27 protein-coding genes are annotated in these 25223 nt (G+C 41.6%); 13 read left to right on the forward strand and 14 right to left on the reverse strand.

Annotated features, from left to right (window positions below; genetic code table 11):
* Positions 1-15: 15 nt before the first annotated feature.
* The 5 genes from gdhA to tatA form a co-directional block, all read right to left on the reverse strand.
* Entirely contained in the window at positions 16-1365 is a 1350-nt protein-coding gene (gene gdhA, locus IHV77_RS04830; protein WP_194812969.1) for an NADP-specific glutamate dehydrogenase, read from the reverse strand.
* Positions 1366-1580: 215 nt separating this feature from the next.
* Complete coding sequence (gene hemB / locus IHV77_RS04835; protein ID WP_194812970.1) at positions 1581-2603, reverse strand: porphobilinogen synthase; 1023 nt, start codon at positions 2601-2603, stop codon at positions 1581-1583.
* A 62-nt stretch (positions 2604-2665) separates the two neighbouring features.
* Positions 2666-3430 (reverse strand): twin-arginine translocase subunit TatC, encoded by a 765-nt coding sequence (gene tatC, locus IHV77_RS04840; protein ID WP_194812971.1) that lies wholly within the window; start codon positions 3428-3430, stop codon positions 2666-2668.
* A gap of 10 nt (positions 3431-3440) precedes the next feature.
* Positions 3441-3998: a Sec-independent protein translocase protein TatB gene (tatB, locus tag IHV77_RS04845; protein WP_194812972.1), complete on the reverse strand. Its 558-nt coding sequence runs from the start codon at positions 3996-3998 to the stop codon at positions 3441-3443.
* Between the two features lie 3 nt (positions 3999-4001).
* Positions 4002-4235 (reverse strand): twin-arginine translocase TatA/TatE family subunit, encoded by a 234-nt coding sequence (gene tatA / locus IHV77_RS04850; protein ID WP_194812973.1) that lies wholly within the window; start codon positions 4233-4235, stop codon positions 4002-4004.
* A 293-nt stretch (positions 4236-4528) separates the two neighbouring features.
* Here tatA and asd point away from each other — a divergent pair, with 293 nt between their 5' ends.
* The 4 genes from asd to IHV77_RS04870 all read left to right on the forward strand — a co-directional run bounded on the left by asd (position 4529) and on the right by IHV77_RS04870 (position 7477).
* Complete coding sequence (asd, locus tag IHV77_RS04855) at positions 4529-5401, forward strand: archaetidylserine decarboxylase (RefSeq protein WP_228550040.1); 873 nt, start codon at positions 4529-4531, stop codon at positions 5399-5401.
* Between the two features lie 23 nt (positions 5402-5424).
* Positions 5425-6048, forward strand: coding sequence for an FKBP-type peptidyl-prolyl cis-trans isomerase (locus tag IHV77_RS04860; protein WP_408635284.1), 624 nt, complete (start codon positions 5425-5427; stop codon positions 6046-6048).
* A 152-nt stretch (positions 6049-6200) separates the two neighbouring features.
* The gene (locus tag IHV77_RS04865) at positions 6201-7241 is read left to right on the forward strand and encodes a YeeE/YedE family protein (protein ID WP_194812975.1); all 1041 of its coding nucleotides are present in this window, start codon (positions 6201-6203) and stop codon (positions 7239-7241) included.
* A 14-nt stretch (positions 7242-7255) separates the two neighbouring features.
* Complete coding sequence (locus tag IHV77_RS04870) at positions 7256-7477, forward strand: sulfurtransferase TusA family protein (RefSeq protein WP_194812976.1); 222 nt, start codon at positions 7256-7258, stop codon at positions 7475-7477.
* Between the two features lie 47 nt (positions 7478-7524).
* Here the strand turns inward: IHV77_RS04870 and IHV77_RS04875 are convergent, their stop codons facing one another.
* Positions 7525-8052, reverse strand: coding sequence for an HNH endonuclease (locus IHV77_RS04875; RefSeq protein ID WP_194812977.1), 528 nt, complete (start codon positions 8050-8052; stop codon positions 7525-7527).
* A gap of 116 nt (positions 8053-8168) precedes the next feature.
* Here IHV77_RS04875 and IHV77_RS04880 point away from each other — a divergent pair, with 116 nt between their 5' ends.
* Positions 8169-8513 (forward strand): helix-turn-helix domain-containing protein, encoded by a 345-nt coding sequence (locus IHV77_RS04880; RefSeq protein WP_194813227.1) that lies wholly within the window; start codon positions 8169-8171, stop codon positions 8511-8513.
* A 66-nt stretch (positions 8514-8579) separates the two neighbouring features.
* On the opposite strand, the gene nanQ is transcribed toward IHV77_RS04880, so the two are convergent.
* Positions 8580-9050, reverse strand: coding sequence for an N-acetylneuraminate anomerase (gene nanQ, locus IHV77_RS04885; RefSeq protein ID WP_194812978.1), 471 nt, complete (start codon positions 9048-9050; stop codon positions 8580-8582).
* Between the two features lie 354 nt (positions 9051-9404).
* Between nanQ and pnp the strand changes: the two genes are divergently transcribed.
* The 5 genes from pnp (at position 9405) to IHV77_RS04910 (ending at position 16229) form a co-directional block, all read left to right on the forward strand.
* Complete coding sequence (gene pnp, locus IHV77_RS04890) at positions 9405-11534, forward strand: polyribonucleotide nucleotidyltransferase (protein WP_194812979.1); 2130 nt, start codon at positions 9405-9407, stop codon at positions 11532-11534.
* A gap of 84 nt (positions 11535-11618) precedes the next feature.
* On the forward strand, positions 11619-12563 hold the full coding sequence (gene nlpI, locus IHV77_RS04895; RefSeq protein ID WP_194812980.1) for a lipoprotein NlpI: 945 nt from the start codon (positions 11619-11621) through the stop codon (positions 12561-12563).
* A 151-nt stretch (positions 12564-12714) separates the two neighbouring features.
* Positions 12715-14532: a DEAD/DEAH box helicase gene (locus IHV77_RS04900; protein WP_194812981.1), complete on the forward strand. Its 1818-nt coding sequence runs from the start codon at positions 12715-12717 to the stop codon at positions 14530-14532.
* 113 nt (positions 14533-14645) lie between these two features.
* Positions 14646-16067 (forward strand): membrane-bound lytic murein transglycosylase MltF, encoded by a 1422-nt coding sequence (gene mltF, locus IHV77_RS04905; RefSeq protein WP_194812982.1) that lies wholly within the window; start codon positions 14646-14648, stop codon positions 16065-16067.
* 12 nt (positions 16068-16079) lie between these two features.
* Positions 16080-16229, forward strand: a complete 150-nt coding sequence (locus IHV77_RS04910; RefSeq protein ID WP_194812983.1) for a hypothetical protein — start codon at positions 16080-16082, stop codon at positions 16227-16229.
* A gap of 50 nt (positions 16230-16279) precedes the next feature.
* Here IHV77_RS04910 and IHV77_RS04915 read toward each other — a convergent pair whose 3' ends face one another.
* Complete coding sequence (locus IHV77_RS04915) at positions 16280-17071, reverse strand: outer membrane protein assembly factor BamD (RefSeq protein WP_194812984.1); 792 nt, start codon at positions 17069-17071, stop codon at positions 16280-16282.
* A gap of 112 nt (positions 17072-17183) precedes the next feature.
* Here IHV77_RS04915 and rluD point away from each other — a divergent pair, with 112 nt between their 5' ends.
* Both rluD and pgeF read left to right on the forward strand, forming a co-directional pair.
* Positions 17184-18158: a 23S rRNA pseudouridine(1911/1915/1917) synthase RluD gene (gene rluD / locus IHV77_RS04920; RefSeq protein ID WP_194812985.1), complete on the forward strand. Its 975-nt coding sequence runs from the start codon at positions 17184-17186 to the stop codon at positions 18156-18158.
* A 1-nt stretch (position 18159) separates the two neighbouring features.
* Entirely contained in the window at positions 18160-18894 is a 735-nt protein-coding gene (gene pgeF / locus IHV77_RS04925; RefSeq protein WP_194813228.1) for a peptidoglycan editing factor PgeF, read from the forward strand.
* Between the two features lie 219 nt (positions 18895-19113).
* Here the strand turns inward: pgeF and ruvX are convergent, their stop codons facing one another.
* The 6 genes from ruvX to fadR form a co-directional block, all read right to left on the reverse strand.
* Positions 19114-19536: a Holliday junction resolvase RuvX gene (gene ruvX / locus IHV77_RS04930; protein WP_194812986.1), complete on the reverse strand. Its 423-nt coding sequence runs from the start codon at positions 19534-19536 to the stop codon at positions 19114-19116.
* Positions 19536-20096 (reverse strand): YqgE/AlgH family protein, encoded by a 561-nt coding sequence (locus tag IHV77_RS04935; protein ID WP_194813229.1) that lies wholly within the window; start codon positions 20094-20096, stop codon positions 19536-19538. Before IHV77_RS04935 ends, ruvX begins: the two co-directional genes overlap by 1 nt.
* Positions 20093-20830, reverse strand: a complete 738-nt coding sequence (gene rsmE, locus IHV77_RS04940) for a 16S rRNA (uracil(1498)-N(3))-methyltransferase (protein WP_194812987.1) — start codon at positions 20828-20830, stop codon at positions 20093-20095. Before rsmE ends, IHV77_RS04935 begins: the two co-directional genes overlap by 4 nt.
* 263 nt (positions 20831-21093) lie before the next feature.
* Positions 21094-21855: an ABC transporter permease gene (locus tag IHV77_RS04945; RefSeq protein ID WP_194812988.1), complete on the reverse strand. Its 762-nt coding sequence runs from the start codon at positions 21853-21855 to the stop codon at positions 21094-21096.
* 1 nt (position 21856) lies between these two features.
* Positions 21857-22765: an ABC transporter ATP-binding protein gene (locus IHV77_RS04950; RefSeq protein WP_194812989.1), complete on the reverse strand. Its 909-nt coding sequence runs from the start codon at positions 22763-22765 to the stop codon at positions 21857-21859.
* Between the two features lie 58 nt (positions 22766-22823).
* Complete coding sequence (gene fadR / locus IHV77_RS04955) at positions 22824-23549, reverse strand: fatty acid metabolism transcriptional regulator FadR (protein WP_194812990.1); 726 nt, start codon at positions 23547-23549, stop codon at positions 22824-22826.
* Positions 23550-23684: 135 nt separating this feature from the next.
* On the opposite strand from fadR, the gene nhaB reads away from it, so the two are divergent.
* Complete coding sequence (gene nhaB / locus IHV77_RS04960) at positions 23685-25223, forward strand: Na(+)/H(+) antiporter NhaB (protein ID WP_194812991.1); 1539 nt, start codon at positions 23685-23687, stop codon at positions 25221-25223.

Below are 25223 nucleotides of genomic sequence, written 5' to 3' on the forward strand. Positions count from 1 at the left end.
AAGCGTTTTTTATGATTAATATACGCCTTGTGCCAACATTGCGTCCGCTACTTTCACAAAACCGGCTACGTTTGCACCAACGACGTAATTGATATTTTCCTGACCTGCAACAGTACCGTATTTTTTACAGTTTGCGTGAATATCAAGCATAATGCGGTGCAATTTTTCATCCACTTCTTCTGAAGTCCAGTATAACCGTTGTGAACTTTGCGCCATCTCCAAACCGGAGGTTGCCACCCCGCCGGCATTCGCTGCCTTACCCGGTCCGAATAACACATTAGCCTCTAAGAATGCATCGGTTGCTTCAATGGAAGTCGGCATATTCGCCCCTTCTGCAACTAATTTTACGCCATTTGCGATCAAGACTTTGGCGTCCTCAATTTCAAGTTCATTTTGAGTCGCACAAGGCAGTGCAATATCGACTTTCACTTCCCAAGGGCGTTTGCCTTCAACATACTGTAAACCAAATTGTTCTGCGTAATCTTTCACACGACCACGTTTTACATTTTTAATCTCTAAAAGTGCGGCTAATTTTTCAGAAGTGAAGCCTTCCGGATCATAAACATAACCTGAAGAATCCGAGCAAGTTATCACTTTCGCCCCCAATGCCAAGGCTTTTTCAATAGCATATTGTGCCACATTGCCGGAACCTGAAACAGAAACGACTTTATCTTTGAAGCTATCGCCTTTTTCTGCCAACATGGCTTGTGCGAAATAAACCAAACCGTAACCGGTTGCTTCCGGGCGAATCAAGCTCCCGCCGAAAGACAAACCGCGACCGGTGAATACACAGGCGGCTTGATTGGATAATTTTTTCATATAACCGGCAAGATAACCTACTTCGCGACCACCTACACCGATATCTCCCGCAGGAACGTCCGTATCAGAACCGACATGGCGATATAATTCCGCCATCAGTGCTTGACAGAAACGCATCACTTCGCCATCAGATTTGCCTTTAGGATCAAAATCCGAGCCGCCTTTACCACCGCCCATCGGCAATGTGGTTAACGCATTTTTGAAAATTTGTTCGAATCCTAAAAATTTTAAGATAGATAAGTTGACGGACGGATGAAAACGCATACCGCCTTTATATGGGCCAATCGCACTATTGTATTGAACGCGGAATGCACGGTTTACTTGAACTTGTCCTTTGTCATCAGTCCATGCGACACGAAACTGGAATGCTCGCTCAGGCTCAACTAAACGTTCTAATAACGCTTCTGAACGATATTTAGGGTTTGCTTCCAAAAATGGCCAGATAGAAGTGAAAACCTCTCGAACTGCTTGTAAAAATTCAGGTTGGTGACCATCACGTTGAGCGACTTTTGCTAAGAATGCGTCTAAGGATGCAACTGTTGACATATTATGTTTCCTTCTTAATTATTGATGTTGTGTGTTTGCTTTTTTTCTTTAATAACCGTTGGGAACGGCTCAAAAACAATATGCAATGACTAAACCAGTATTGCAACGATTTTTTTATAGAAAAAATGAAGAAAAAAGAAAAATCGAGATTTTTTCTAAAAAAATCTCGATTTTATTAGATTGAATTTAATTTCACTAGTAAAAGTGACAAATCGCTATTTATTTTTGTTTTCCAAATACAACCATTCCGCCACCTGTTTTGCGAAATAAGTTAAGATGCCATCCGCCCCAGCCCGTTTAAAACAAAGCAAGGATTCCATAATACATTCTTTTTCTTTCAACCAACCGTTTTGAATTGCCGCCATATGCATTGCATATTCACCTGAAACTTGATAAGCAAAAGTCGGCACGCCGAAATGTTTTTTCACCCGATAGACCATATCCAAATACGGCATTCCCGGTTTAACCATCACCATATCCGCCCCCTCTTGCAAATCTAATGCCACTTCTTGTAAGCCTTCATCACCGTTTGCCGGATCCAATTGATAGGTTTTCTTATCGCCGCCTTTTAGATTACCCGATGAGCCCACCGCATCGCGGAAGGGTCCGTAATAGTTAGAGGCATACTTCGCAGAATACGCCATAATTTGCGTATTAATGGAACCTTTTTCTTCCAAAGCCTGACGAATACGTCCAATGCGTCCGTCCATCATATCGCTCGGCGCGACAATATCCGCTCCCGCTTCTGCGTGGGAAAGAGCCTGTTTAATAAGAACATCAGTCGTGATGTCATTCAATACATAGCCGTTTTCATCAATAATACCGTCTTGACCGTGAATGGTATAAGGATCGAGCGCTACATCGGTCAACACGCCCAACTCCGGATAAGCGGCTTTTAAAGCGCGTACTGCGCGTTGAACCAAACCTTTCGGATTGTAAGCTTCGTCTGCCATCAAAGATTTTTTATCCTGCTCAATAACAGGAAACAGGGCGATCACAGGCACCCCATATTTCACCAATAATTCGGCTTCAATAAGTAATTGATCGAGAGTTAAACGTTCCACGCCCGGCATAGAAGGCACGGCTTCCCGATAATTCTCTCCTTCTAAAATAAATACGGGATAAATTAAATCATCTGCCGTCAGCTTGTTTTCCGCAACCAAACGGCGGCTAAAATTATGTTTGCGTAAACGGCGTAAACGGCGGGTTGGGAATCCGGTAAAAATTTGTTGGGTCATCTTATCATCCTTTTATTGACTACTTATAACGAGAAAGGGGGAAGCCTCCCGTTTTGCTTATGCTATTTTTTCAATTCTTCCGAATTTTCAACCGCACTTTCATCTTCTTTTGGCTGATAGAAACGTGCGATTAGCAAACCGATCTCAAATAACAAGCACATAGGTACGGCAAGTAAGGTTTGCGAGAAAACATCCGGCGGCGTTAAGATCATACCGATAAAAAATGCGGCAACAATAATATAAGGGCGTTTTTCAGAAAGGGCTTTTACCGTAGTAACGCCGGTCCAACAAAGCAAAATAATCGCAATCGGTACCTCAAAACATACGCCGAAAGCAAGAAATAACGCTAACGCAAAATCAAGATAGCTACTAATATCCGTTGCAATAGCAACGCCTTCCGGTGCGGTTTGGGTGAAAAAACCGAATACAAAAGGAAACACCACGTAATAGGCAAATGCGACACCGCAATAAAATAAAACCGTGCTGGAAATCAACAGCGGATAAATCATTCGCTTTTCATGCTGATACAATGCCGGCGCAACAAACGCCCAAACTTGATAAAGTAAATAAGGGACGGAAATAAATACAGCGACAATTGCCGTTAATTTAATCGGTGTGAAAAAAGGGGTTTGAATGTTGGTTGCTATCATCGTTGCCCCTTTTGGCATAACCGCTGTTAAGGGGGCAGCAACGAAATGGTAAATATCATTGGAAAAATACACCAAGGCGATAAAAACAACCAAGATGCAAATCACACAACGCAGTAGTCGGTTTCTTAATTCGACAAGATGGCTGATAAGAGGTTGAGATTCATCCACGCTACTCATAAAAAGCTCGCTATGATTGGGACTTTTGTGCCGGAGTAACTTCTATATCATCCGGCGGATAATAATCGGATAAACGTTCGGTCAGTTCCGCTTGTTCGTGGGCTTCAAGTGCGGTCAAATCCGAAGCGGTTTTTTCTTCGGTCATTTCCCCTCTTTCATTTAAAGTTAGGATTTCTTCGGAAACCGAAGGTTCGGTAAATTTATCCGCATTTCCAGCCACACTTTTGATTTCTTTAATCTGCTCTTCCACCGTAGTGCCGGCTTCTGCAGCTTTCGCTTCTAACTCCGCACGCATTTTATTCGCTTGGATTTTTAATTCTTCAACGGTTTTGCCCAATTCAGGAGAGAGCGTTCGCAAATTCAACGATTCCGCTTTTTTAATGCTATCTTGCAACTCTTGCAGTTTCAGTTCCTGTTTTAATTCATTTTGAACATTCGCCGCTAATCCACGAATTGTTTTTACCCAGCCCATCACGGTTCGGATTGCCACGGGCAAACGTTTAGGACCTAGCACCACTAAGCCCACTATCATTAATAAAACAAGTTCGGAAAAACCAATATCAAACACGGGTTATGCCTGTTCTTTATCTTTTACGCTTTCAGATTTTGTCGTATTTGCCGATTCATCTTGAATTGACTTAAATTCCGCATCTTTCGATTTCGGCTCATCATCTTGCATCGCTTTTTTAAATCCTTTCACTGCCGCGCCAAGATCAGAACCCGCATTTCTTAATTTCTTCGTACCAAAAACCAATAAAATCACCACTAGCAAGATGATCATTTGCGCTGGGGATAAACCGAACATAATAAAAACTCCGTTTTCTAAAATAAAAAATTCGGGCTGAATATACTCTTTTTACCCTCATTGAACAATAGCTAAGCGGGATTATTTTGCCCCCTTCATAGTGAATTAAATTTAAAAATGGCTACTGCATTGCTGTGTCTTGCCGTACTACTTGTATTGTCTTCGGCTTACTGCTCTGTATCCATTTTAATTCACTACAACAAAAGTGCGGTCAAGTTTTGCAGAGAATTTAAAAGTTGGAAGAACGACAAAAATTGCTATAATCAGCGCCTAATTTTTATGGAGGAAAAACAATGATGAACAGGATTTCTTATTGGCAACGCCTAAAAATTGCCTTTCAATACGTGATGCCGCAATTTTATCTAACCCGTTTTGCAGGTTGGTTTGCCAAACAAAAATGGGGAAAAATTACTCATCTTGCCATTCAAGTCTTTGCGAAGAAATATCATATTGATATGAGTATTGCACAAAAGGAACAATTTAACGAATACGCCAGTTTTAACGAATTTTTTATTCGCCCTTTAAAAGAAAATGCCCGCCCGATTAATCAAAACCCAAGCGCACTTTGCTTGCCGGCAGACGGTCGGATCAGCGAATGCGGTCATATTGATGACAACCGATTACTACAAGCCAAAGGGCATTTTTTCCGTTTAGAAGAATTATTGGCGGAAGATGAAACCTTGGTGGAAACCTTTAAAAACGGAGAGTTTGTCACCACTTACCTCTCTCCGCGTGATTATCATCGCGTTCATATGCCTTGTGACGGCACATTACGCAAAATGATTTACGTGCCGGGCGAGTTATTTTCCGTCAATCCGTTTTTGGCCCAACATATACCGAACTTATTCGCCCGTAACGAACGTGTTATTTGTGTGTTTGATACGGAATTTGGCACAATGGTACAAATTTTAGTCGGCGCGACCATCACCGCCAGCATCGGTACGACTTGGGCGGGCGTAATTAATCCACCACGTCACGATACCGTGAAAACTTGGACTTACGAGGGCGAAAATGCGGTGAAATTAACGAAAGGTCAAGAAATGGGCTGGTTCCAACTCGGTTCTACCGTAATTAACCTCTTCCAAGAAAACCAAGTACGCTTAGCCGATCATTTAACGGTGAGCGAGCCGGTGCGTATGGGCGAAATCTTGGCATATAAAAACTAATTTTTTAACAAAGGAAAATGACAATGAGTTTTAACAACGTGAAATTAGAGAGTATCTCTGAAAAAGGCAGTTATGGGATCGGTTTACAAATCGGCCAGCAATTACTTGACAGTCAAATGGACATCAAGGTTGAAGCGGTGGCAAAGGGTATTTTTGATGCCTTAAATCACAATCAACCGGCATTAGATATAAATGACTTAATGACTTCCGTGCAACAACTTCAACAACAAGCGGCGGAGGCACAGCAGGCTCAATTTAAAGTGATTGAAGAAGAAGGCAAAGCGTTTTTAGCCGAAAATGCCAAAAAAGACGGTGTAAATATTACCGACAGCGGTCTTCAATACGAGATCATTACCGAAGGCAAAGGCACAAAACCAAACGCAACCGACAAAGTTCGTGTTCACTATATCGGTACTTTACCAAACGGAACGGTGTTCGATAGCTCTGTGGCACGCGGTCAACCGGCTGAATTTCCGGTAAACGGCGTTATTCGCGGCTGGGTAGAAGCGTTACAAATGATGCCTGTAGGATCAAAATGGAAATTAGCCATTCCACACGAATTGGCCTACGGAGAACGTGGCGCCGGCGCCTCTATCCCACCATTCTCTCCATTAGTGTTTGAAGTGGAATTACTCGATATTCTTTAATCGAAAAAAGCGCGGTCAAAATTCCCCAAGATTTTTAACCGCACTTTTTATTCCAAAATCACATATCAATTAACCAAAAATTATTGGCATATTCTCCCCTCTCCAATTAAAAATAATCCTACGTTTTTTCCGGTTTATTTTGGGAGGGATCAATGCTTTTAACAGGATTACTTTGCGGCGTTTTGCTTGGATTTGTCATGCAGCGCGGGCGTTTTTGTATTACGGGTGCTTTTCGCGATTTATATGTGACGAAAAGCAATAAAATGTTTGTCGCTTTGCTCATTGCAATCACCGTACAATCTATCGGTTTCTTTATTTTAAAAGAAATAGGTTGGTTGAATATCGAACCCGCTAAAAATTTTGAATATCTGGCAGTGATTAGCGGTTCTTTCTTATTCGGTATCGGTATTATTTATGCCGGAGGTTGTGCCACGGGGACATGGTACCGTGTGGCGGAAGGACTCATCGGGAGTTGGGTCGCATTATTTATGTATATATTATTGAGTGCGATAATGCGTACCGGTCCGCTTGGTGACACTAACCGTGCCATGCGTAGCGTAAAAGTGGACGAACGTAATATTTATGAAACGGTCGGTATTTCAGCTTGGTGGTTCGTTGCTTTATTAACCTTTGTTACAGGCTATTATGTCTATAAACATCTCGCTAAACCACAAGCCAAAATCGCCTCGCTTAAACCGAAAAAAACCGGCATTGCACATATACTCTTTGAAAAACGTTGGCATCCCTTCGTTTCCGCCATCTTAATCGGTTTGATCGCTTTTGCCGCTTGGCCATTAAGTGTCGCAACCGGGCGCATTGGTGGATTAGGTATTACCACGCCATCGGCAAACATTATGCAATACTTAATCACCAATGATACGAAATTTATTAACTGGGGTGTGTTCTTAGTATTAGGGATCTTCATCGGTTCATTTATCGCAGCAAAAGGCAGTAACGAATTTCGCCTTCGCTTGCCGGATGTTCAAACTATGGTACGAAGTGCATTCGGCGGCACACTGATGGGTATTGGCGCAAGCCTTGCCGGAGGTTGCTCAATAGGTAATGCATTGGTCGCTACCGCTTATTTCTCGTGGCAAGGCTGGGTATCCCTTCCCTTGATGGTACTTGGCACTTGGGTGGCAGCCTATTTCACGATTATCCGCCCACAACGACTAAAATCAGCAACATCTTAATATAAGGAGAAAAAATGATTGTTAAATTACCTGCCCTTGGGTTAGTTTGCCCTTTCCCCCTTGTTGAAGCCAAAGAAGTAATGGCAAAACTCAATAAAGGCGACGGCTTAGAAATTGAATTTGATTGTACGCAAGCCACGGAAGCAATCCCCGCTTGGGCTGCGGAAGAAGGCTATGATGTAACCGATTTTGAACAAATTGGTAATGCCAAGTGGACGATCACGGTTGTGAAATAAACACAAAGTGCGGTCAAAAAACACGAAGATTTTTGACCGCTGCTTTGTTACTTATAACTACGTCTTCCTCTAGGAGATAAGGGATTATCAGGAAATTCTATATATTCAATATCTCTAATATGGAGTTTTCGTTCTTGTCTCCATTCTAGATATTCAAATAGTGTTTTATTGGTTTTTTCTTTATTACATTTATGACAACTTAAGGTCAAATTGTTAATATTATTGGAACCACCTCTTGAAATAGGGGTTAGATGCTCAATATCACCTCCCCCATTCAAGGATTTCCCACAAAACCTACACATATCATTTAATTTATTTCTTAATATGCTTATTTCTTGTTCTGTGTAGCTACCACCTGCAATCTCCATATGCTGGGATCTTCTTTTGATACGAGCAGCCATAGCTAAAGGGTTTTCTCTATGATACTTGGCTGTATTAGCTGCCATGCATTTTCTACAAGAATTTCGGTATGCTACCTTAATTGAACCATCACTTCTTTTATTTTTATATTGTCCAAAGTGTTCTCTATCTACAGGCAAATATTCACCACAATCTTTACAATATTTATATTCCATATATGAAATCCTTAGTTATTTAATGAGTAATTTTATTTCATTTTACTTATTAATAGCACTTCATTCAACATTAAAAACCGACAAAATATCTAAAAATGAGTAAAACTTTATTGATAATGGCACAATTAATATCTACAAACACAGATAAATTGATCGGGGCAAGAATACAGCAGAAAAGAAGAGAGCAAGGACTTTCAGCAGAAAAGCTTTCTGAATTTGTAAATCTTTCGCAACAACAAATATCACGCTATGAACGTGGGGCAAGCAAAATTAATATTGCTCATCTAATTGATATTGCAATATTTTTAAGAACTCCAATTAACTGGTTTTTCCAAGACTGCTTACCAGAAGAACTTACTTCAGAACAACTCCCTAAAAATAATTTTGATCTACAATGGGATACTTTAAACAATGAACAAAAGGAAAGATTTATTTCCTTTCTTGATTCTATAAGGAAATAACATAAGTAACTGCGGTCAAAAATCTTCGTGTTTTTTGACCGCACTTTTCTTACTAAGAATATAAAATTAGATCAATTTAATCGGCACTTTTACGACTAATTTTTTTATTTTTTCCGGCTTACCGTTTACGACACAACAAGGTTTGTGCGGTTCGTAAGGATAAAACACGGCAAACATTTGGGGTGTTAATGTTACGGTAAATTTATTTTCAATGTCTTCAGACGTGAGCTGATAATCATCGGCTTCATTATAGTCTTCGTATTTAGCCAAATCCGGATAAGTTGCGCCGACTTCAATATTTTCCGTGCCACAAATCAACACTTGCACATCTAAATAATCATGATGTAGTTCCGCTTTTTTACTGCTTGATTCGGCGGTTTCCGGTTCCATCACGTTCATATAAATTTGATCATTAATGTCGTGACGACCGTTCTCTAACGTGCTTAAATCCAATGCGGTTAAATAGTCACAGACTTCCGCAATCACTTTTGGTAAACCCACTTTAAAATTCGGGTTGGTTAAACTACCGATAATCATATTTTCTCCTTATGCGAATATGTGAATAAAAACTACCTCATAATAGCAAGTCGGCGGGGCGAAATAAAGTTACCAATCACATCAAAACATCTGTATAATGCGTAGGCTTTATTTTCTGTATTAGCGTGCGGCTATCAAAAGAGATTTTTATTGTGTTGATGGTGCTTTAGGCTTGCCGTAACGCACCAAGCTATGTAGGGTGGGCAAATTTTTGCCCACCGTTTCAAGTACGATATTTTAGGTGGACAATTTGTTGCCCCCCTACAATGTGCGGTCGATTTTTTGAAGATTTCTTTTGTTAGTCGCAATCTGGAAAATAAAGCCTTGTTTTAAAATATAAGAAGGAAAAACATTGTGAATCCAATTGTTAAACAATTTAAATACGGTCAACACACCGTAACCTTAGAAACCGGTGCGATTGCGCGTCAAGCAACGGCAGCTGTGATGGCGAGCATGGACGATACCAGCGTGTTCGTTACCGTGGTTGCTAAAAAAGATGTAAAAGAAGGTCAAGATTTCTTCCCTTTAACCGTTAACTATCAAGAACGAACTTACGCAGCCGGCCGTATCCCGGGCGGTTTCTTCAAACGTGAAGGTCGTCCGTCCGAAGGTGAGACATTGATCGCGCGTTTAATTGACCGACCAATCCGCCCGTTATTCCCTGAAGGTTTCTTTAATGAAATTCAAGTGGTCGCAACGGTCGTTTCCGTTAACCCGCAAATTAGCCCTGATTTAGTGGCGATGATCGGCGCTTCCGCTGCTCTCTCGTTATCCGGTGTGCCGTTTAACGGTCCTATCGGTGCGGCGCGTGTCGGTTTCATCAATAATCAGTTCGTATTAAACCCAACCATGGCGGAACAAAAACAAAGCCGTTTGGATTTAGTGGTTGCCGGTACCGATAAAGCCGTATTAATGGTTGAATCCGAGGCGGATATTTTAACGGAAGAGCAAATGCTATCCGCCGTTGTATTCGGTCATCAACAACAACAAGTCGTCATTGAAGCGATTAAAGAATTTGTTGCAGAAGCCGGTAAACCTCGTTGGGATTGGGTAGCACCTGAGCCGAATATTGATTTAATCAACAAAGTGAAAGCTATTGCAGAAGCCCGCTTAGGCGATGCCTACCGTATCACGGAAAAACAAACCCGTTATGCGCAAATTGATGCGATTAAGGCGGATGTGATCGCTCAAATCACTGCGGAAGATGAAGAAATCAGCGAAGGTAAAATCGTTGATATTTTCACCACACTTGAAAGCCAAATCGTGCGCGGCCGTATCATCGCCGGTGAGCCACGCATTGACGGACGTACCGTGGACACCGTGCGTGCGTTAGATATTTGCACCGGTGTATTACCTCGAACCCACGGTTCTGCCATTTTTACTCGTGGCGAAACCCAAGCATTGGCGGTGGCTACGTTAGGTACTGAGCGTGATGCGCAAATTATTGATGAATTAACCGGTGAGCGTTCCGATCACTTCTTATTCCACTATAACTTCCCGCCGTATTCTGTGGGAGAAACAGGAATGATCGGTTCACCGAAACGTCGTGAAATCGGTCACGGTCGTTTAGCCAAACGCGGTGTAGCGGCAGTAATGCCAAGTCTTGCCGAATTTCCTTATGTAGTGCGTGTGGTCTCTGAAATCACCGAATCAAACGGTTCTTCTTCAATGGCATCGGTATGTGGCGCTTCTCTTGCATTAATGGATGCCGGTGTGCCGATTAAAGCTGCTGTTGCCGGTATCGCAATGGGCTTAGTCAAAGAAGAAGAGAAATTCGTGGTGCTTTCCGATATTCTTGGCGATGAAGACCATTTGGGTGATATGGACTTTAAAGTTGCCGGTACACGCGAAGGGGTAACCGCACTTCAAATGGACATCAAAATTGAAGGGATTACACCTGAAATTATGCAAATCGCCTTAAATCAAGCGAAAAGTGCGCGTATGCATATTCTCGGCGTAATGGAACAAGCGATTCCTGAACCGCGTGCCGATATTTCCGACTACGCACCGCGCATTCACACAATGAAGATTGATCCGAAGAAAATCAAAGATGTTATCGGTAAAGGCGGCGCAACAATTCGTGCGCTGACAGAAGAAACCGGCACTTCTATTGATATTGATGATGACGGCACCGTGAAAATTGCAGCGGTAGATAGCAATGCGGCGAAAAACGTGATGGCGCGCATTGAAGAAATCGTAGCAGAAGTGGAAGCGGGAGCAATTTACAAAGGTAAAGTAACCCGCTTAGCGGACTTCGGTGCATTTGTTGCAATCGTTGGTAACAAAGAAGGTTTAGTTCACATTTCGCAAATCGCAGAAGAACGCGTAGAAAAAGTGAGTGATTACCTTCAATTGGGTCAAGAAGTCAATGTGAAAGTGGTGGAAATCGATCGTCAGGGTCGTATCCGCTTAACGATGAAAGACTTGGCACCAAAACAAGAAACCGAAATTAACCAAGAAGATTCTACGGAAGAACAAGAATAATCTTGGTCGATAAAATCAAAACTTGATGGCAAATGCCATCAAGTTTTGTTCTTTCCAACAATTTATTGATGCAAAAGAAAGCAAATGCGATGTTTTCGACTCTCTCACCGTTTTTTAATCTATTTATTTAGCTTATTTGCGGTGTTATTTCTTACAGGCTGTATTCAGTCAGGAAACGTTTTTGTATCTAAAAATAGGGTAATGCTTGCTGAACAAAACCCAAATTCACACTTTCAACAGGAAGTGATGATTGTGCGAATCAGCCAAGTATTATTAGTTGGAAAAATGAGTAATGAAGAACGTGCTTCGCTGCACTTTGAACGTGGGGTTTTATATGATTCCCTCGGTTTATGGGGATTGGCGCGTTACGATTTTACTCAAGCCCTTGCATTGCAGCCTAAAATGGCTTCCGTGTATAACTATTTAGGGCTTTATTTATTGCTTGAAGAAGATTATGACGACGCATTAGAAACCTTTAATGCGGTGTTTGAATTAGATGCAAGCTATGATTACACCCACCTTAATCGTGGTTTAAATTTTTACTATGTAGGACGTTACAATCTTGCCGAACAAGATTTCTTACAGTTCTACCAAGCTGATACAAAAGATCCTTACCGTGTCTTATGGCTGTACTTGAACGAACAAAAATTAAAACCACAAGAAGCCCACGCAAACCTTGTCGAACGAGCAAAAGGGCTATCAGAGGATTTCTGGGGTACAAATATCGTTCAATACTACTTAGGACATATTTCTTTAGAACAATTGCAACAACGAGCCGATGAATTTGCGAAAAATTCTCAGCAATATGCAGAAATTCTAACAGAAACCTATTTTTATCTAGCAAAACAAAAACTCAATGTAGGGCTGGTAGATGAAGCGGCGGCTTTATTTAAACTGGCAATGGCAAATCAGGTTTATAACTTTGTTGAGTATCGTTTTGCTTCGTTTGAGCTAATGAAATTAAAACCGGCTCAAACAGACAACGAAAAAGAAGAGAAAAATGCGATCACAAAAGCAATTGTTTTATAAAAATTGCGTAAAATCGACCGCACTTATATAGGATATGAATGGCTGACCATTCATACATACGTTAATAATACGTGCATAAAACGTCCTATAAACCGAAATTAGCCACCGAAAGCCTATTGAGTTTTCCTTAATTTATAATTTGAGAATTTTAATGACTGACAAAATCACTTTTAATGACTTAGGCTTACCTGAGTTCATCTTAAAAGCTGTTTCAGACTTAGGTTTTGAAACCCCTTCCCCAATTCAACAAACTTGTATTCCGCACTTGCTCAATGGCAATGATGTGCTGGGTATGGCACAAACCGGTAGCGGTAAAACCGCCGCATTTGCTTTACCGCTTTTAGCACAAATCGATACGGCGGCAAAACACCCGCAAATGTTAGTGATGGCACCAACCCGAGAACTTGCTATCCAAGTAGCGGATGCTTGTGAACAATTTGTGAAATATGCGCATGGTACACGCATTGTTACCCTTTACGGCGGCCAACGCTATGACATTCAACTTCGCGCTTTAAAACAGGGAGCGCAGGTGATTGTCGGTACACCGGGGCGTATTCTCGATCACATTCGCCGCGGTACTTTAGACCTCTCCGAGCTCCGTTTTATCGTGCTTGATGAAGCCGATGAAATGTTACGAATGGGCTTTATTGATGATGTAGAAACCGTGATGGCGGAATTGCCGGAAAATCATCAAACCGCCCTCTTCTCCGCAACGATGCCGGAACCTATTCGCCGCATAACCAAGCGTTTTATGAACGATCCGAAAGAAGTGAAGATCAAAGTCAATAACGAAAATGCACCGGACATTGAGCAAAGTTGCTGGTATGTACATGGGGTACGTAAAAACGAAGCGCTTCTTCGCTTTTTAGAAGTAGAAGATTTTGATGCGGCAATCATTTTCGCCCGTACCAAAACGGCAACACTGGATATTACCGAGCTGCTTGAAAAAAACGGCTTCCGTTCAGCCGCCCTTAATGGCGATATGACACAACAATTGCGTGAACAAACCCTCGATCGTTTGCGTAACGGCAGCCTTGATATTGTTGTGGCAACCGATGTTGCAGCCCGTGGTATCGACATTGAACGTATCAGCCTTGTTGTAAACTACGATATTACCCTTGACGCGGAATCTTATATTCACCGTATCGGCCGTACCGGTCGTGCCGGTCGTTCCGGCCGTGCACTACTGTTTGTCGAACCACGTGAACGCCGCTTACTTCGCAATATCGAACAGTTAATGAAAAAACCGATCAATGAAGTGGAATTGCCAAATCATTTCGTGTTGCAAGAATGCCGCCGAAAGAAATTCGTGGCGAAAATCACCAAACAGCTTGAGCATCACGACCTGGAACAATATCGTAGCTTGCTGGAAGATTTATTTACCGCCGATCAAGATCAGGAAGATATTGCAGCAGCAATGTTAATGTTACTTCAAGGTAAACAAAAACTTATCCTTCCTCCTGATCCACCAATGGAAAAACGCCGCCGCAACGATCGTGATCGCCGTGAAAATCCTCGTTCTGCGGAACGTCGCGGTGAACGCAAAGGCTACGGCAATCCGCAACCAATGGATTTATATCGCATTGAAGTGGGTAGAGTCGATGGTGTGGAGGTTCGTCATATTGTGGGCGCGATTGCAAATGAGGGCGATATTGATAGCCGCTACATTGGTCATATCAAACTCTATGATGAACATTCTACCGTAGAATTACCACAAGGAATGCCGAAAGAATTACTTCAACAATTTGGGAAAACCCGCGTGTTGAATAAACAAATGCAAATGTCATTTCTTGGTGCGGTAAAATCTGACGGTAACCGCGGCGGTGATGATTTCAACGGTAAACGCCGCGCAGGGCGTGGCAATGACTTTGGTCGTGAGCGGAGTCGTAACGAGCGTGGAGGACGTAAATTTAACGAAAAATCCAACCGCTCTTTTAGCGACAAACCACGCAAAGTACGCCGAGGCTAAAATCGCTAAACACTAATCCTAAGCCCCTTAAACAATCTGAAGGGGCTTTTTATTGTCTATACACAAAATTCCCGTTACAATCCCCCACAATTTACACAATAGGATTAAGGTATTTGAAAGGTTTATTTTTACGCATTATTGCCGCTTTTGCTTTGTTACTTTGGGCGATTGATATGGTATTCCCATGGCAAAAAATTATGCTGTCGGAAGAAAATCACTATTCAGCCATTCGATCTCGCGGCAGTTTGATTGTCGGTACCATTAATAACCCGATTTATTATTTCATCGATGCTAAAGGTGAGTCCGGTTTGGAATATGAATTGGCGAGAAGTTTTGCTGATTATCTGGGAGTAAAGCTTGAAATTAGGACCTTAGAAAATACGGATGCGCTTTTTCAGGCGCTTGAAAGCAATCAAATTGATTTGGCGGCGGCAAATTTATTCTTTCACCCTAAACGAGCCGAACAATTTCAAATAGGACCGGCTTATACCTCCGCCTCTTGGCAGCTGGTTTATCAAAAAGGAGAAACTCGCCCGAAAGATTTAAGCCAAATCCAACGAGAAATTGTACTTGCCGGCGGTGAAGAGTTAGATGAATTATTAGTTCAATTTCAGAAAAAATTCCCAACGCTAAAATGGAAAAATAACAAACAACTCACACAGGAAGAACTATTGATACAAGTGGCGGAAGGGAAAATACCTTATACCATTGCTAATTCCATTGATGTGGCTGCAGCCCAACAAACTCGCCCCAATCTTGCCATTGCTTTTGATTTAACGGATGAAGCAAGCGTCCATTGGTATTTGGCCAATAATTCTTATAGCGAGTTACAAGCCGGACTGTTGGATTTTATGAATAATGCGCTCGATACCGGTTTGATTGATCGTATTGAAGAAAAATATTTCCGCCATATCGCACAATTTGATTATGTGGATAGTCGCGCTTATTTAGAAGCCATTGAAAAAATTCTACCGCAATATCAACCGCTCTTTGAGAAATATAAAGGTGATTTGGATTGGCGTTTATTAGCTGCTGTGGCATATCAAGAATCTCATTGGAATCCTTATGCCACTTCGCCTACCGGCGTGCGTGGTATGATGATGCTGACAAAAGACACGGCGGAACGAATGAAAATTAATAACCGCACCGATCCGGAACAAAGCATTAAAGCAGGCTCAGAGTATCTACATTGGCTAATTTCACAAATGCCTGACAGCATTCCGCAAGAAGATCGTATTTGGTATGCACTGGCGGCATATAATATGGGATTAGGGCACGTAGTGGACGTACGCCGTTTAACCAAAAACTTGGGCGGAAATCCCGATAATTGGCTTGATGTAAAAAATAACTTGCCGTTATTGGCGGAAAAACGCCATTATAGTAGCTTAAAATACGGCTATGCACGCGGTTATGAAGCCTATCAATATGTCGAAAATATTCGCCGATATATGAATAGTATTGTGAACTACCATCGGGTTCAGGAAAATCAAAGCAATAATGAATTTGAAAGTGCGGTCAAAAATAAACAAGAATAGGAGAAAGTAGCAATGTTAAAACGAAAAACCTTCTTGAAAAAAGTGAAGTCTCGGGATATTTCTTCCTCGCGAAACTTACGTTTAAGACGACTAAAACATCGTAAACAAAAACAATTTAAACGCCAGGCTCTGCAATTTGTTGTGCAAGAGATTTGCGGTTAGTTTACTGAATGAAGAAAACCCCGATATACCATCGGGATTTTCTTTGCCTTTTATTTGGCTGTCGGTACGACTAATTCCGAATCTTTCGGTTTTTCCACTTTGGTGAATTGCTTATCTTTATTTGCATCAATCACTTGCTGGGTTTGATTGGCTAAGGTTTCCAATCCCATTTTTTGATAAGCATCACGCATAAAGAATAAGGCTTCATAGGTCGGTTGCGTATCCGGGTATAATTGCAACATTCCCACAACACGGTTTGCAACCGCCACATCCGCATTGCGCTTAGCATAGAATTTCACAATATCTAATTCGTGGCGGGCTAAAGAATCTTTGATATACGCCATACGTGCCAAAGCATCTTGTGAATAAGGACTATTCGGGAATGCACGTACTAAACTTTGGAAATTTGAGAATGCGGTTTTCAATGATGTTGTTTCACGGGTCGCACGATCAATCCCGAAAAAATCCTGAATGGCATTATCTGCGGTTGCAGAATTTGTTAAACCTGCCATATATACGGCATAATCACGATTCGGACTTTGTGGGAATTGATTTAAAAAACTATCTACATTAACCAATACCGCCGTGTAATCCTGAGATTTATAATAGGCATAAATTAAATCCAGCATTGCCTGCTCTTGATAAGTACTGCCGGGGAAACGTGCCGTTGTTGCACTTAAATAACGGATTGCATCGGCATAGCCCCCTTCTTGCAATGAAGCCGCTCCCTTATTATAAAGCTCATCAACTGAGGCTTGTTCCACTTCTTTATTACCACTAGAACAACCGACCACTGCAAATGCAGTCATCGTAAGCAACATTAATAGTTTCATTTTACGCATCGTTTTTTCCTTAATTTTTACGAAAACCAATAAATAAGATACAATTGACCGACATTGTATAGAACATTGTTAAATAAGCCAACTTTTTAAACCTCTTGTGAGATAGATTTTTATGCCGCAAATTACCCTTTCGGCTGAGGTTCAGCCCGAACAAATGGGGCAGCGTTTAGACCAAACCCTTGCCGAGTTGTTCCCAGAATATTCCCGTTCACGTCTAAAAGTATGGATTGAAGCGGATCGAGTAAAAATGAACGATCGTATTGCCAATGTACCGCGTGAAAAAGTACTGGGCGGAGAACAAATTGAAATTATCGTAGAAGTAGAAGATGAAACCCGCTTTGAAGCGGAAAATATTCCGCTCAATATCGTCTATGAAGATGAGCATATTCTCGTGATAAATAAACCGAAAGATCTTGTCGTTCACCCCGGTGCGGGCAATCCGAACGGCACGGTACTCAATGCACTGCTTTATCATTATCCGCCGATTGCGGAAGTACCCCGTGCCGGCATTGTCCATCGCCTTGATAAAGATACGACAGGTTTAATGGTGGTCGCCAAAACTATTCCGGCACAAACGAAACTTGTGCGCGATTTACAAAAACGCAAAATCACGCGCGAATATGAAGCCGTTGCTTCCGGTATTATGACGAAAGGCGGAACGGTGGATCAACCGATGGCACGCCACGCCACAAAACGTATGCTTATGGCGGTACATCCTATGGGAAAACCCGCTGTCACGCATTATCGCATTATGGAAAACTACCGTAACTATACCCGCTTACGCTTACGCTTAGAAACCGGCAGAACTCACCAAATTCGGGTTCATATGGCGCATATCGCTCATCCCTTGTTAGGGGATCAAACCTATGGAGGCCGCCCTCGCCCGCCTAAAAACGCAAGCGAACATTTTATGGAAGTACTGCGTAATTTTAAACGCCAAGCGTTGCACGCAGTGATGTTACGTTTGGCTCATCCGATCACAGGGGAAATGATGGAATGGTATGCCCCTTTACCGGATGATTTCATAGCCCTGCTTGAAGCCTTAAAAGCGGACTATCTCGAACACAAAGATGAATTGGATTACTAGTATGAAGGCTATTTATCCCAACTGGCAGGTGGCCGCAAATATTCACGCCTTTACCACAACACGCACAGGCGGCGTAAGTATCGCTCCCTTTGATAGTTTCAATTTGGGTGATCATGTGGGAGATGAAAAAAGTACGGTCAAAACTAACCGCACTTTGTTGGTGGAAAAATTCAATCTTCCTCAGTCTCCTTTATTCTTAGCCCAAACCCATAGTACGCGCGTTATTCGGTTACCTTATCGCGACAACAATATTGAAGCGGACGCAGTTTACACGAATCAACCGAATCAAGTATGTGCGGTGATGACTGCAGATTGTTTACCGGTACTTTTCACCACCAACCAAGGCAATGAAGTTGCCGCTGCGCATGCCGGTTGGCGTGGATTATGCGATGGCGTACTGGAAGAAACCGTAAAATGTTTTCAAGTCGAACCGCAAGATATTGTCGTATGGCTTGGTCCTGCCATCGGCCCTGCCGCCTTTCAAGTAGGAAAAGAAGTGATTGAACAATTTATGGCGTTTGATCCTATCGCCGAAACCGCTTTTAAAGCAGATCCAAACCAAACAGGAAAATATCTCGGCAATCTTTACCAAATTGCGACCCAACGTCTAAATAAACTTGGCATTGTTCATATTTCCGGCGGTAACCATTGTACGTTCAACGAAGAGGACTTATTTTTTTCTTATCGAAGAGAAGGAAAAACAGGCCGAATGGCAAGTGTCATCTGGTTTGATTAATGCGCTTCGTTGATGAAAAATGCGACTTAATCAGGTCGCTTTTCTTTTGTCTTTTTCTTGCGAAGGAAAGAGGTTATGGACGCAGAACATAGCGTTCTGATGGGGTAAAATAACCTAAATACCGATTTTACGAACATTGCATATTCCAAAACCCCAAATAACATTTTGGTGCGGTTTTGCCGATATCAAAATAATTAAATTTTTGACCGCACTTTCCGATCACTGAGTGCCATAATGCTCAAACCAACTTTCTAAAATCAAGCACGCCGAAATACCATCGACTTTGCCTTTTTTTAAGGCTCGAAAGCCGCCACGTTCAAAAATTTCACTCCTTGCTTCCGTTGTCGTTAAACGTTCATCTTGGAATTCGACTCTTACCCCAAAACGTCCGTTTAAGCGGTTTGCAAATTTTCGTGCGCGCAATGTGAGATCTTGTTCCGAGCCATCCATATTCAAGGGTAGCCCCACCACCACTACCTCGGGTTTCCATTCTTTTAAGCATTTTTCAATGGCCTCCCAATTCGGGATGCCATCTTGCGCTTTAAAAGCGGGTAAGGCCTGGGCTGTGCCGGTGATACTTTGTCCTACGGCACAACCAATGCTTTTCGTACCAAAATCAAAGGCAAGTGCGGTAAAACTCATCAAGCACGCCCCACTTGCGCTATCGCAAAGTTATACGGATGAATGCCTAACAATTGATTTGCGGCAAAATAACGTTCTTCATAAGGCGTATCAAATAAAATCCTTTCATCAGAAGGGACAACTAACCACGCATTATCTGCAATTTCTTGCTCCAATTGCCCCGCAGACCAACTTGCACAGCCCAATGCCACCAAGTATTTTTCCGGCGCCTGTAAAGATCCAAAGGTATCCACCACATCGGCTGATGTGGTAAGGGAAAGATCACCCGTTATTTTGTAACTATGCTGAAAATCGTTTGCTGTTTTTCTATGAACGATAAAACCCCGTTCGGTATGAACAGGCCCTCCGGCAATAACCATCGTATCGTCAAAAGTACGGTCATTTTTCATCATAAAATTGAGTTTAGAATAAAGTTCCGCAATGCTTAAATCGGTCGGTTGATTAATCACTAAGCCCATAGAACCTTGTTCATTATGTTCACATACAAATACCACGGTACGATGGAAATAATCCTCTAAATGTGGCATTGCGATTAAAAATTGTCCTTGTAAATCCATTATTCGCCTAAATCTCCAAAACAGATTTGTAATGCGCTGATGGCAGCCAATGAGGCGGTTTCCGTACGCAATACACGCTTTCCTAATAAAATTTCAGTAAATCCTTGCTGTTCCGTTTTTGCAATTTCCTGAGGCGACAAACCGCCTTCAGAACCAATCAGTAAACGCACCCCTTCCTTCGGAATATTCGGCAGTGTTTTAATGGAATATTGGGCGCGCGGATGCAAATTCAATTTCAATGCGCCATCATTTTCCGCACACCAATCTTGTAATTTCATCAAGGGGCGAATTTCCGGTACGATGTTACGTCCGCATTGTTCACAGGCGGCAATCGCAATTTTTTGCCATTGTTGAATCTTCTTATCCATACGTTCGCCATCCAATTTTACACCACAACGTTCAGACCAAAGCGGGGTGATGACAGTCACCCCCAGCTCGACGGATTTTTGAATAGTAAATTCCATACGATCGCCACGGGAAATCACTTGCCCTAAATGAATATTAAGATTCGATTCTTTATCTGCAAACTCACGATTTAAAATTTCAACTTTCACCGCTTTTTTACCCGCCTCAATAATACGGGCGGGGTAAATATGATTACTGCCGTCAAACAATTCGATGTGTTCGCCTTCCGTCATTCGCAACACACGCCCAACGTGATTAGCCGCCTCATCAGAAAGTTGGCATTGGGTTTGATTTTCAAGAGATTTCGGGTGATAAATTCGAGGTATACGCATAATGTTTATATATATTGATAAAAAGTGCGGTCGGTTTTTTACTTACTTTTGCATTATTATGTAGCATTTGCACAAAGAGAACTTTATTTCCAATATTTATCGAGGGTATAGTGCGTTAAGGTTTGCGTAACGCGCTATTTCATCATTAAACTCTTGGTGCGGTACGGCTTCACCTAACACGCCCTACGATGATTTGTGCAACTGATACATAATACCGTACTTTTGCGACCACATAAAAAGAGCCTTAATTATGCCCTTCCAAGTTAAGAACGCAGCCCGACACCTTTCTCGAGCAATGAGTAGGCAAGGCAGTATAATACGACCACAAGTAAGCCTAAAACTAAGAATGTATAAAATACAGGCACATCGCTAATGCCTAAAAAACCATAACGAAAGCCGTTAATCATATAGACTATCGGATTAAACTTCGACACGATCTGCCAAAAATCGGGTAAAAGTGAGATAGAATAAAATACGCCGCCTAAATAGGTAAGCGGTGTTAAAACAAAGGTTGGAATCACACCCACATCATCAAAGGTTTTAGCAAAAATTGCGTTGATCAACCCACCAAGAGCAAAACTGATCGTGGTAAGTAACAAGGTACAAAAAATCATTAGCCAAGAATGAATATTAAAGGTGATAAATAACAACGCCACCATCATCACTAAAATACCCGCTAACACACCCCGCACCATACTTCCGATAACATATCCCCAAATAATATTATGGGTGGAGAGAGGTGAGACAAGCAATTCTTCATAGGTTTTATTAAATTTGCTTAAGAAGAAAGATGAGGCCGTATTTACATAGGATGCGGTAATCGCCGTCATCATCACAAGTCCGGGGGCAATAAATTGCATATAGCTCACGCCCTGCATATTACCGATACGGCCACCGATTAATTGTCCGAAAATAAGAAAATAAAGCGTTGTAGTAATCACCGGCGGTACAAGGGTTTGTTTCCAAATGCGAATAACACGTTTGGATTCTCTCATTGCGAGGGTAAAAAATCCGATTACATTCATACTAATTAGCCATTTTAAGGAAAAGTTCTTCTAAACGATTCGATTTATTGCGCATACTTAGCACTTCTACATTTTGAGATGTCAGTTGAACGAACAAATTGGTTAATCCTTGCGAGCGTTGCACTTCAACCTCAAGTGTATTTTCATCAAGCCATTGATAGGGATAATGCTCGATCACAAGCGATGAATTTTGCCTTACATTTTGTAAATCAAGCACAAAGACTTCCGTTTCCAACTTTGCCAAAAGTGATTTCATAGAGGTATTTTCAATCAATCTACCTTGCTGAATAATCCCGATATTGCGACAAAGATTTTCTGCTTCTTCTAGATAATGGGTGGTAAGAATAATCGTTGTTCCCTGGTTATTTAATTCACGTAAAAAATCCCAAAGCGAACGGCGAAGTTCAATATCAACACCGGCGGTCGGCTCATCTAAAATAAGTAGTTTGGGATTATGCATTAATGCGCGGGCAATCATCACACGGCGTTTCATTCCTCCGGATAATTCGCGGATAAGATGTGTATGTTTTTCCCGTAAACTGAGTTTTTCCAACCAACTTTCCGCTTGATACCGTGCTTCTTTCAATGGAATGCCATAGAACCCTGCTTGCTGAACAAGTATATCTATCACTTTTTCAAATTGGTTGAAGTTAAACTCTTGAGGCACAAGCCCGATTTGTTGTTTAACCAGCATTTTTTGTGTATCTAAATCATAACCGAATACTTTAACTACGCCATCGGTTTTATTGACAAGCGAGCTGATAATTCCAATAGTGGTCGATTTACCGGCACCATTATGTCCAAGCAATGCATAAAAATCGCCTTGTTCAACCATGAGATTAATACCTTTTATCGCTTGAACACCGGTAGAATAAGTTTTGATGAGGTTGCGAATTTCTAAAGCGTACATAGAGTTGAATTCCATTTATTAAAAGGACATTCACGTTGGCTATTTATAACAATAAAAACTAATCCGAAAGATTCTGTGGTAAGCACTCCAAAATAGCACGCCAATAAGTAGCTGAATGCACATTATGTTTACGTATACAATCCACCACAGCCTCTGCATTACCTTCTTGGCAAATTTGTTGCATTTCCAAATAAAATTTCTTAGTCACTTCGCGATGTTTCGCATCGCTAAAAAACAATAAACCGATTTTTCGATAAACGCCTTTCAAGCTATTAAAAATGAGACGATAAAAGGGTTTATTGGCAACTACGGTAAATTGACGAAAAACACGATAATCAAATTCCGTATAATCTTCCGCCGTATTTTTTAACGTTTTTAATTCATCAAATAACGCTGCCGATTGTTGCGGTGAATTTTTAACCGCTTCGTAAATGTAGGATTCAGACATTTTACTGCGTAATGACAACATATTATCAATAATCAAAGGTGCTGAACGTTGATCTAATGTGATTAGCGTTTCAATGACACTTGGATTTGCCGTATCCCAAATATTATTTACTTTAGTGGGCTTACCATGCTGAATAGTAAGCCAACCATCGCGTGCCAAACGCTGTAGTACTTCACGTAAAGTCGTGCGTGTTACCCCTATTTTATCCGCAAGATCACGTTCCGAGGGCAAATTTGAACCGGCAGGGAACACATCATTCCAGATACTTTTTACAAGATATTCTTCTGCAAGTGCGGCAGGGCTTTGTGCTTTTAAAAGCATACTTTCTGTATTCATAATAAATGCGTGTTAGAAAAAGACCTAACAAGATCAAAAAAATGTGATTTATATAGGCGAATCTTTGTTTTCGGTATTATCCTTTAAAGCACTCTATATTACAATGACAGCCCTACAAAAAAGCAGGAGTAATTTATGACTTACACACAAGCCTTTATGAAAAATTTTCTTGGCTCAAGTCCGAACTGGTACAAACTCGCCATTATCATTTTTCTCATTATTAACCCCATTATTTTCTTTTTAGTCAGCCCCTTTTTTGCAGGCTGGATTCTTGTAGCGGAGTTTATTTTCACCCTTGCTATGGCATTAAAATGCTATCCGCTGCAACCCGGTGGGTTACTTGCCATTGAAGCCATCGTGATCGGTATGACAAATCCAACCCATGTCAAAGCAGAAATTATGGCAAATTTTGAAGTCATTTTGCTTTTAATGTTTATGGTGGCCGGGATTTTCTTTATGAAACAACTGCTGCTGTTTGTATTCACAAAATTATTGGTGAACATTCGTTCTAAAATTACACTTTCCCTCGCCTTCTGTTTCAGTGCCGCATTTCTGTCCGCTTTCTTAGATGCCCTTACTGTTGTCGCTGTCATCATTAGCGTAGCGATGGGGTTTTATGGCGTATATCACAAAGTCGCCTCTGGCAAAACATTGCAAGATGCGGTCGATATTTCAGATGATGAAAAAGTTAAAAATCGTGAAACCTTAGAAAAATTTCGTGCTTTTTTACGTAGCCTAATGATGCACGCCGGGGTGGGTACCGCATTAGGCGGCGTAATGACAATGGTAGGAGAGCCCCAAAACTTAATTATCGCAGAACAAGCGAAGTGGGATTTTGTCGAATTTTTCTTCCGTATGGCGCCGGTTACGCTCCCTGTATTCATTTTCGGGCTGATAACCTGCTATATCATAGAGAAATTCAAACTTTTCGGCTACGGCGAAAAATTACCACAAAAAGTATGGTATACCTTAGCCTCTCTGGATCGTAACAATTCCCAAAAAATGTCTAAGCAGGACAAACTTAAATTAGGCGTACAAGCATTAATCGCCCTCTGGTTGGTTTTAGCCTTAGCATTTCATTTGGCTGCCGTCGGCTTAATCGGTTTAAGCGTCATCATTCTCGCAACGGCATTTTCGGGAATAACCGATGAACACGCGATTGGTCGGGCATTCCAAGAATCACTCCCTTTCACCGCATTACTTGTCGTCTTTTTCACTGTCGTTGCGGTGATTATCGATCAGAAATTATTTGCCCCAATCATTCACTATGTTTTATCCGCAGCAGAAAGCACTCAACTGGTTTTATTCTATGTATTTAACGGTTTGCTCTCCGCTATTTCGGATAATGTGTTCGTGGCAACGGTTTATATTAATGAAGCCAAAGCCGCTCTTACAAACGGGGTCATTGCTCCACATCAATTTGAATTGCTTTCCGTGGCGATCAATACCGGTACGAATCTACCTTCTGTCGCGACACCAAACGGTCAAGCCGCATTCTTATTCTTACTCACCTCCTCCCTTGCACCATTAATTCGCCTTTCTTATGGTAGAATGGTTTATATGGCACTACCTTACACTATCGTGTTATCCTTGGTAGGCTTATTTGCTATTGAATATATTCTACCCGCAGCTACCATTTGGCTTGCAAATTTAGGCTTAATTATGCCGATTTAA

The organism is Rodentibacter haemolyticus (assembly GCF_015356115.1).
Lineage (GTDB): Bacteria > Pseudomonadota > Gammaproteobacteria > Enterobacterales > Pasteurellaceae > Rodentibacter > Rodentibacter haemolyticus.

Excerpts from the sequence above, each read along its gene's own strand:
- gdhA (WP_194812969.1), bottom strand. The coding sequence starts at position 1,365 with ATGTCAACAGTTGCATCCTTAGACGCATTCTTAGCAAAAGTCGCTCAA.
- hemB (WP_194812970.1), bottom strand. The coding sequence starts at position 2,603 with ATGACCCAACAAATTTTTACCGGATTCCCAACCCGCCGTTTACGCCGT.
- tatC (WP_194812971.1), bottom strand. The coding sequence starts at position 3,430 with ATGAGTAGCGTGGATGAATCTCAACCTCTTATCAGCCATCTTGTCGAA.
- tatA (WP_194812973.1), bottom strand. The coding sequence starts at position 4,235 with ATGTTCGGTTTATCCCCAGCGCAAATGATCATCTTGCTAGTGGTGATT.
- asd (WP_228550040.1), top strand. The coding sequence starts at position 4,529 with ATGATGAACAGGATTTCTTATTGGCAACGCCTAAAAATTGCCTTTCAA.
- IHV77_RS04860 (WP_408635284.1), top strand. The coding sequence starts at position 5,425 with ATGAGTTTTAACAACGTGAAATTAGAGAGTATCTCTGAAAAAGGCAGT.
- IHV77_RS04865 (WP_194812975.1), top strand. The coding sequence starts at position 6,201 with ATGCTTTTAACAGGATTACTTTGCGGCGTTTTGCTTGGATTTGTCATG.
- IHV77_RS04870 (WP_194812976.1), top strand. The coding sequence starts at position 7,256 with ATGATTGTTAAATTACCTGCCCTTGGGTTAGTTTGCCCTTTCCCCCTT.
- IHV77_RS04875 (WP_194812977.1), bottom strand. The coding sequence starts at position 8,052 with ATGGAATATAAATATTGTAAAGATTGTGGTGAATATTTGCCTGTAGAT.
- IHV77_RS04880 (WP_194813227.1), top strand. The coding sequence starts at position 8,169 with ATGGCACAATTAATATCTACAAACACAGATAAATTGATCGGGGCAAGA.
- nanQ (WP_194812978.1), bottom strand. The coding sequence starts at position 9,050 with ATGATTATCGGTAGTTTAACCAACCCGAATTTTAAAGTGGGTTTACCA.
- nlpI (WP_194812980.1), top strand. The coding sequence starts at position 11,619 with ATGCGATGTTTTCGACTCTCTCACCGTTTTTTAATCTATTTATTTAGC.
- IHV77_RS04900 (WP_194812981.1), top strand. The coding sequence starts at position 12,715 with ATGACTGACAAAATCACTTTTAATGACTTAGGCTTACCTGAGTTCATC.
- IHV77_RS04910 (WP_194812983.1), top strand. The coding sequence starts at position 16,080 with ATGTTAAAACGAAAAACCTTCTTGAAAAAAGTGAAGTCTCGGGATATT.
- IHV77_RS04915 (WP_194812984.1), bottom strand. The coding sequence starts at position 17,071 with ATGCGTAAAATGAAACTATTAATGTTGCTTACGATGACTGCATTTGCA.
- rluD (WP_194812985.1), top strand. The coding sequence starts at position 17,184 with ATGCCGCAAATTACCCTTTCGGCTGAGGTTCAGCCCGAACAAATGGGG.
- pgeF (WP_194813228.1), top strand. The coding sequence starts at position 18,160 with ATGAAGGCTATTTATCCCAACTGGCAGGTGGCCGCAAATATTCACGCC.
- ruvX (WP_194812986.1), bottom strand. The coding sequence starts at position 19,536 with ATGAGTTTTACCGCACTTGCCTTTGATTTTGGTACGAAAAGCATTGGT.
- rsmE (WP_194812987.1), bottom strand. The coding sequence starts at position 20,830 with ATGCGTATACCTCGAATTTATCACCCGAAATCTCTTGAAAATCAAACC.
- IHV77_RS04945 (WP_194812988.1), bottom strand. The coding sequence starts at position 21,855 with ATGAATGTAATCGGATTTTTTACCCTCGCAATGAGAGAATCCAAACGT.
- IHV77_RS04950 (WP_194812989.1), bottom strand. The coding sequence starts at position 22,765 with ATGTACGCTTTAGAAATTCGCAACCTCATCAAAACTTATTCTACCGGT.
- fadR (WP_194812990.1), bottom strand. The coding sequence starts at position 23,549 with ATGAATACAGAAAGTATGCTTTTAAAAGCACAAAGCCCTGCCGCACTT.
- nhaB (WP_194812991.1), top strand. The coding sequence starts at position 23,685 with ATGACTTACACACAAGCCTTTATGAAAAATTTTCTTGGCTCAAGTCCG.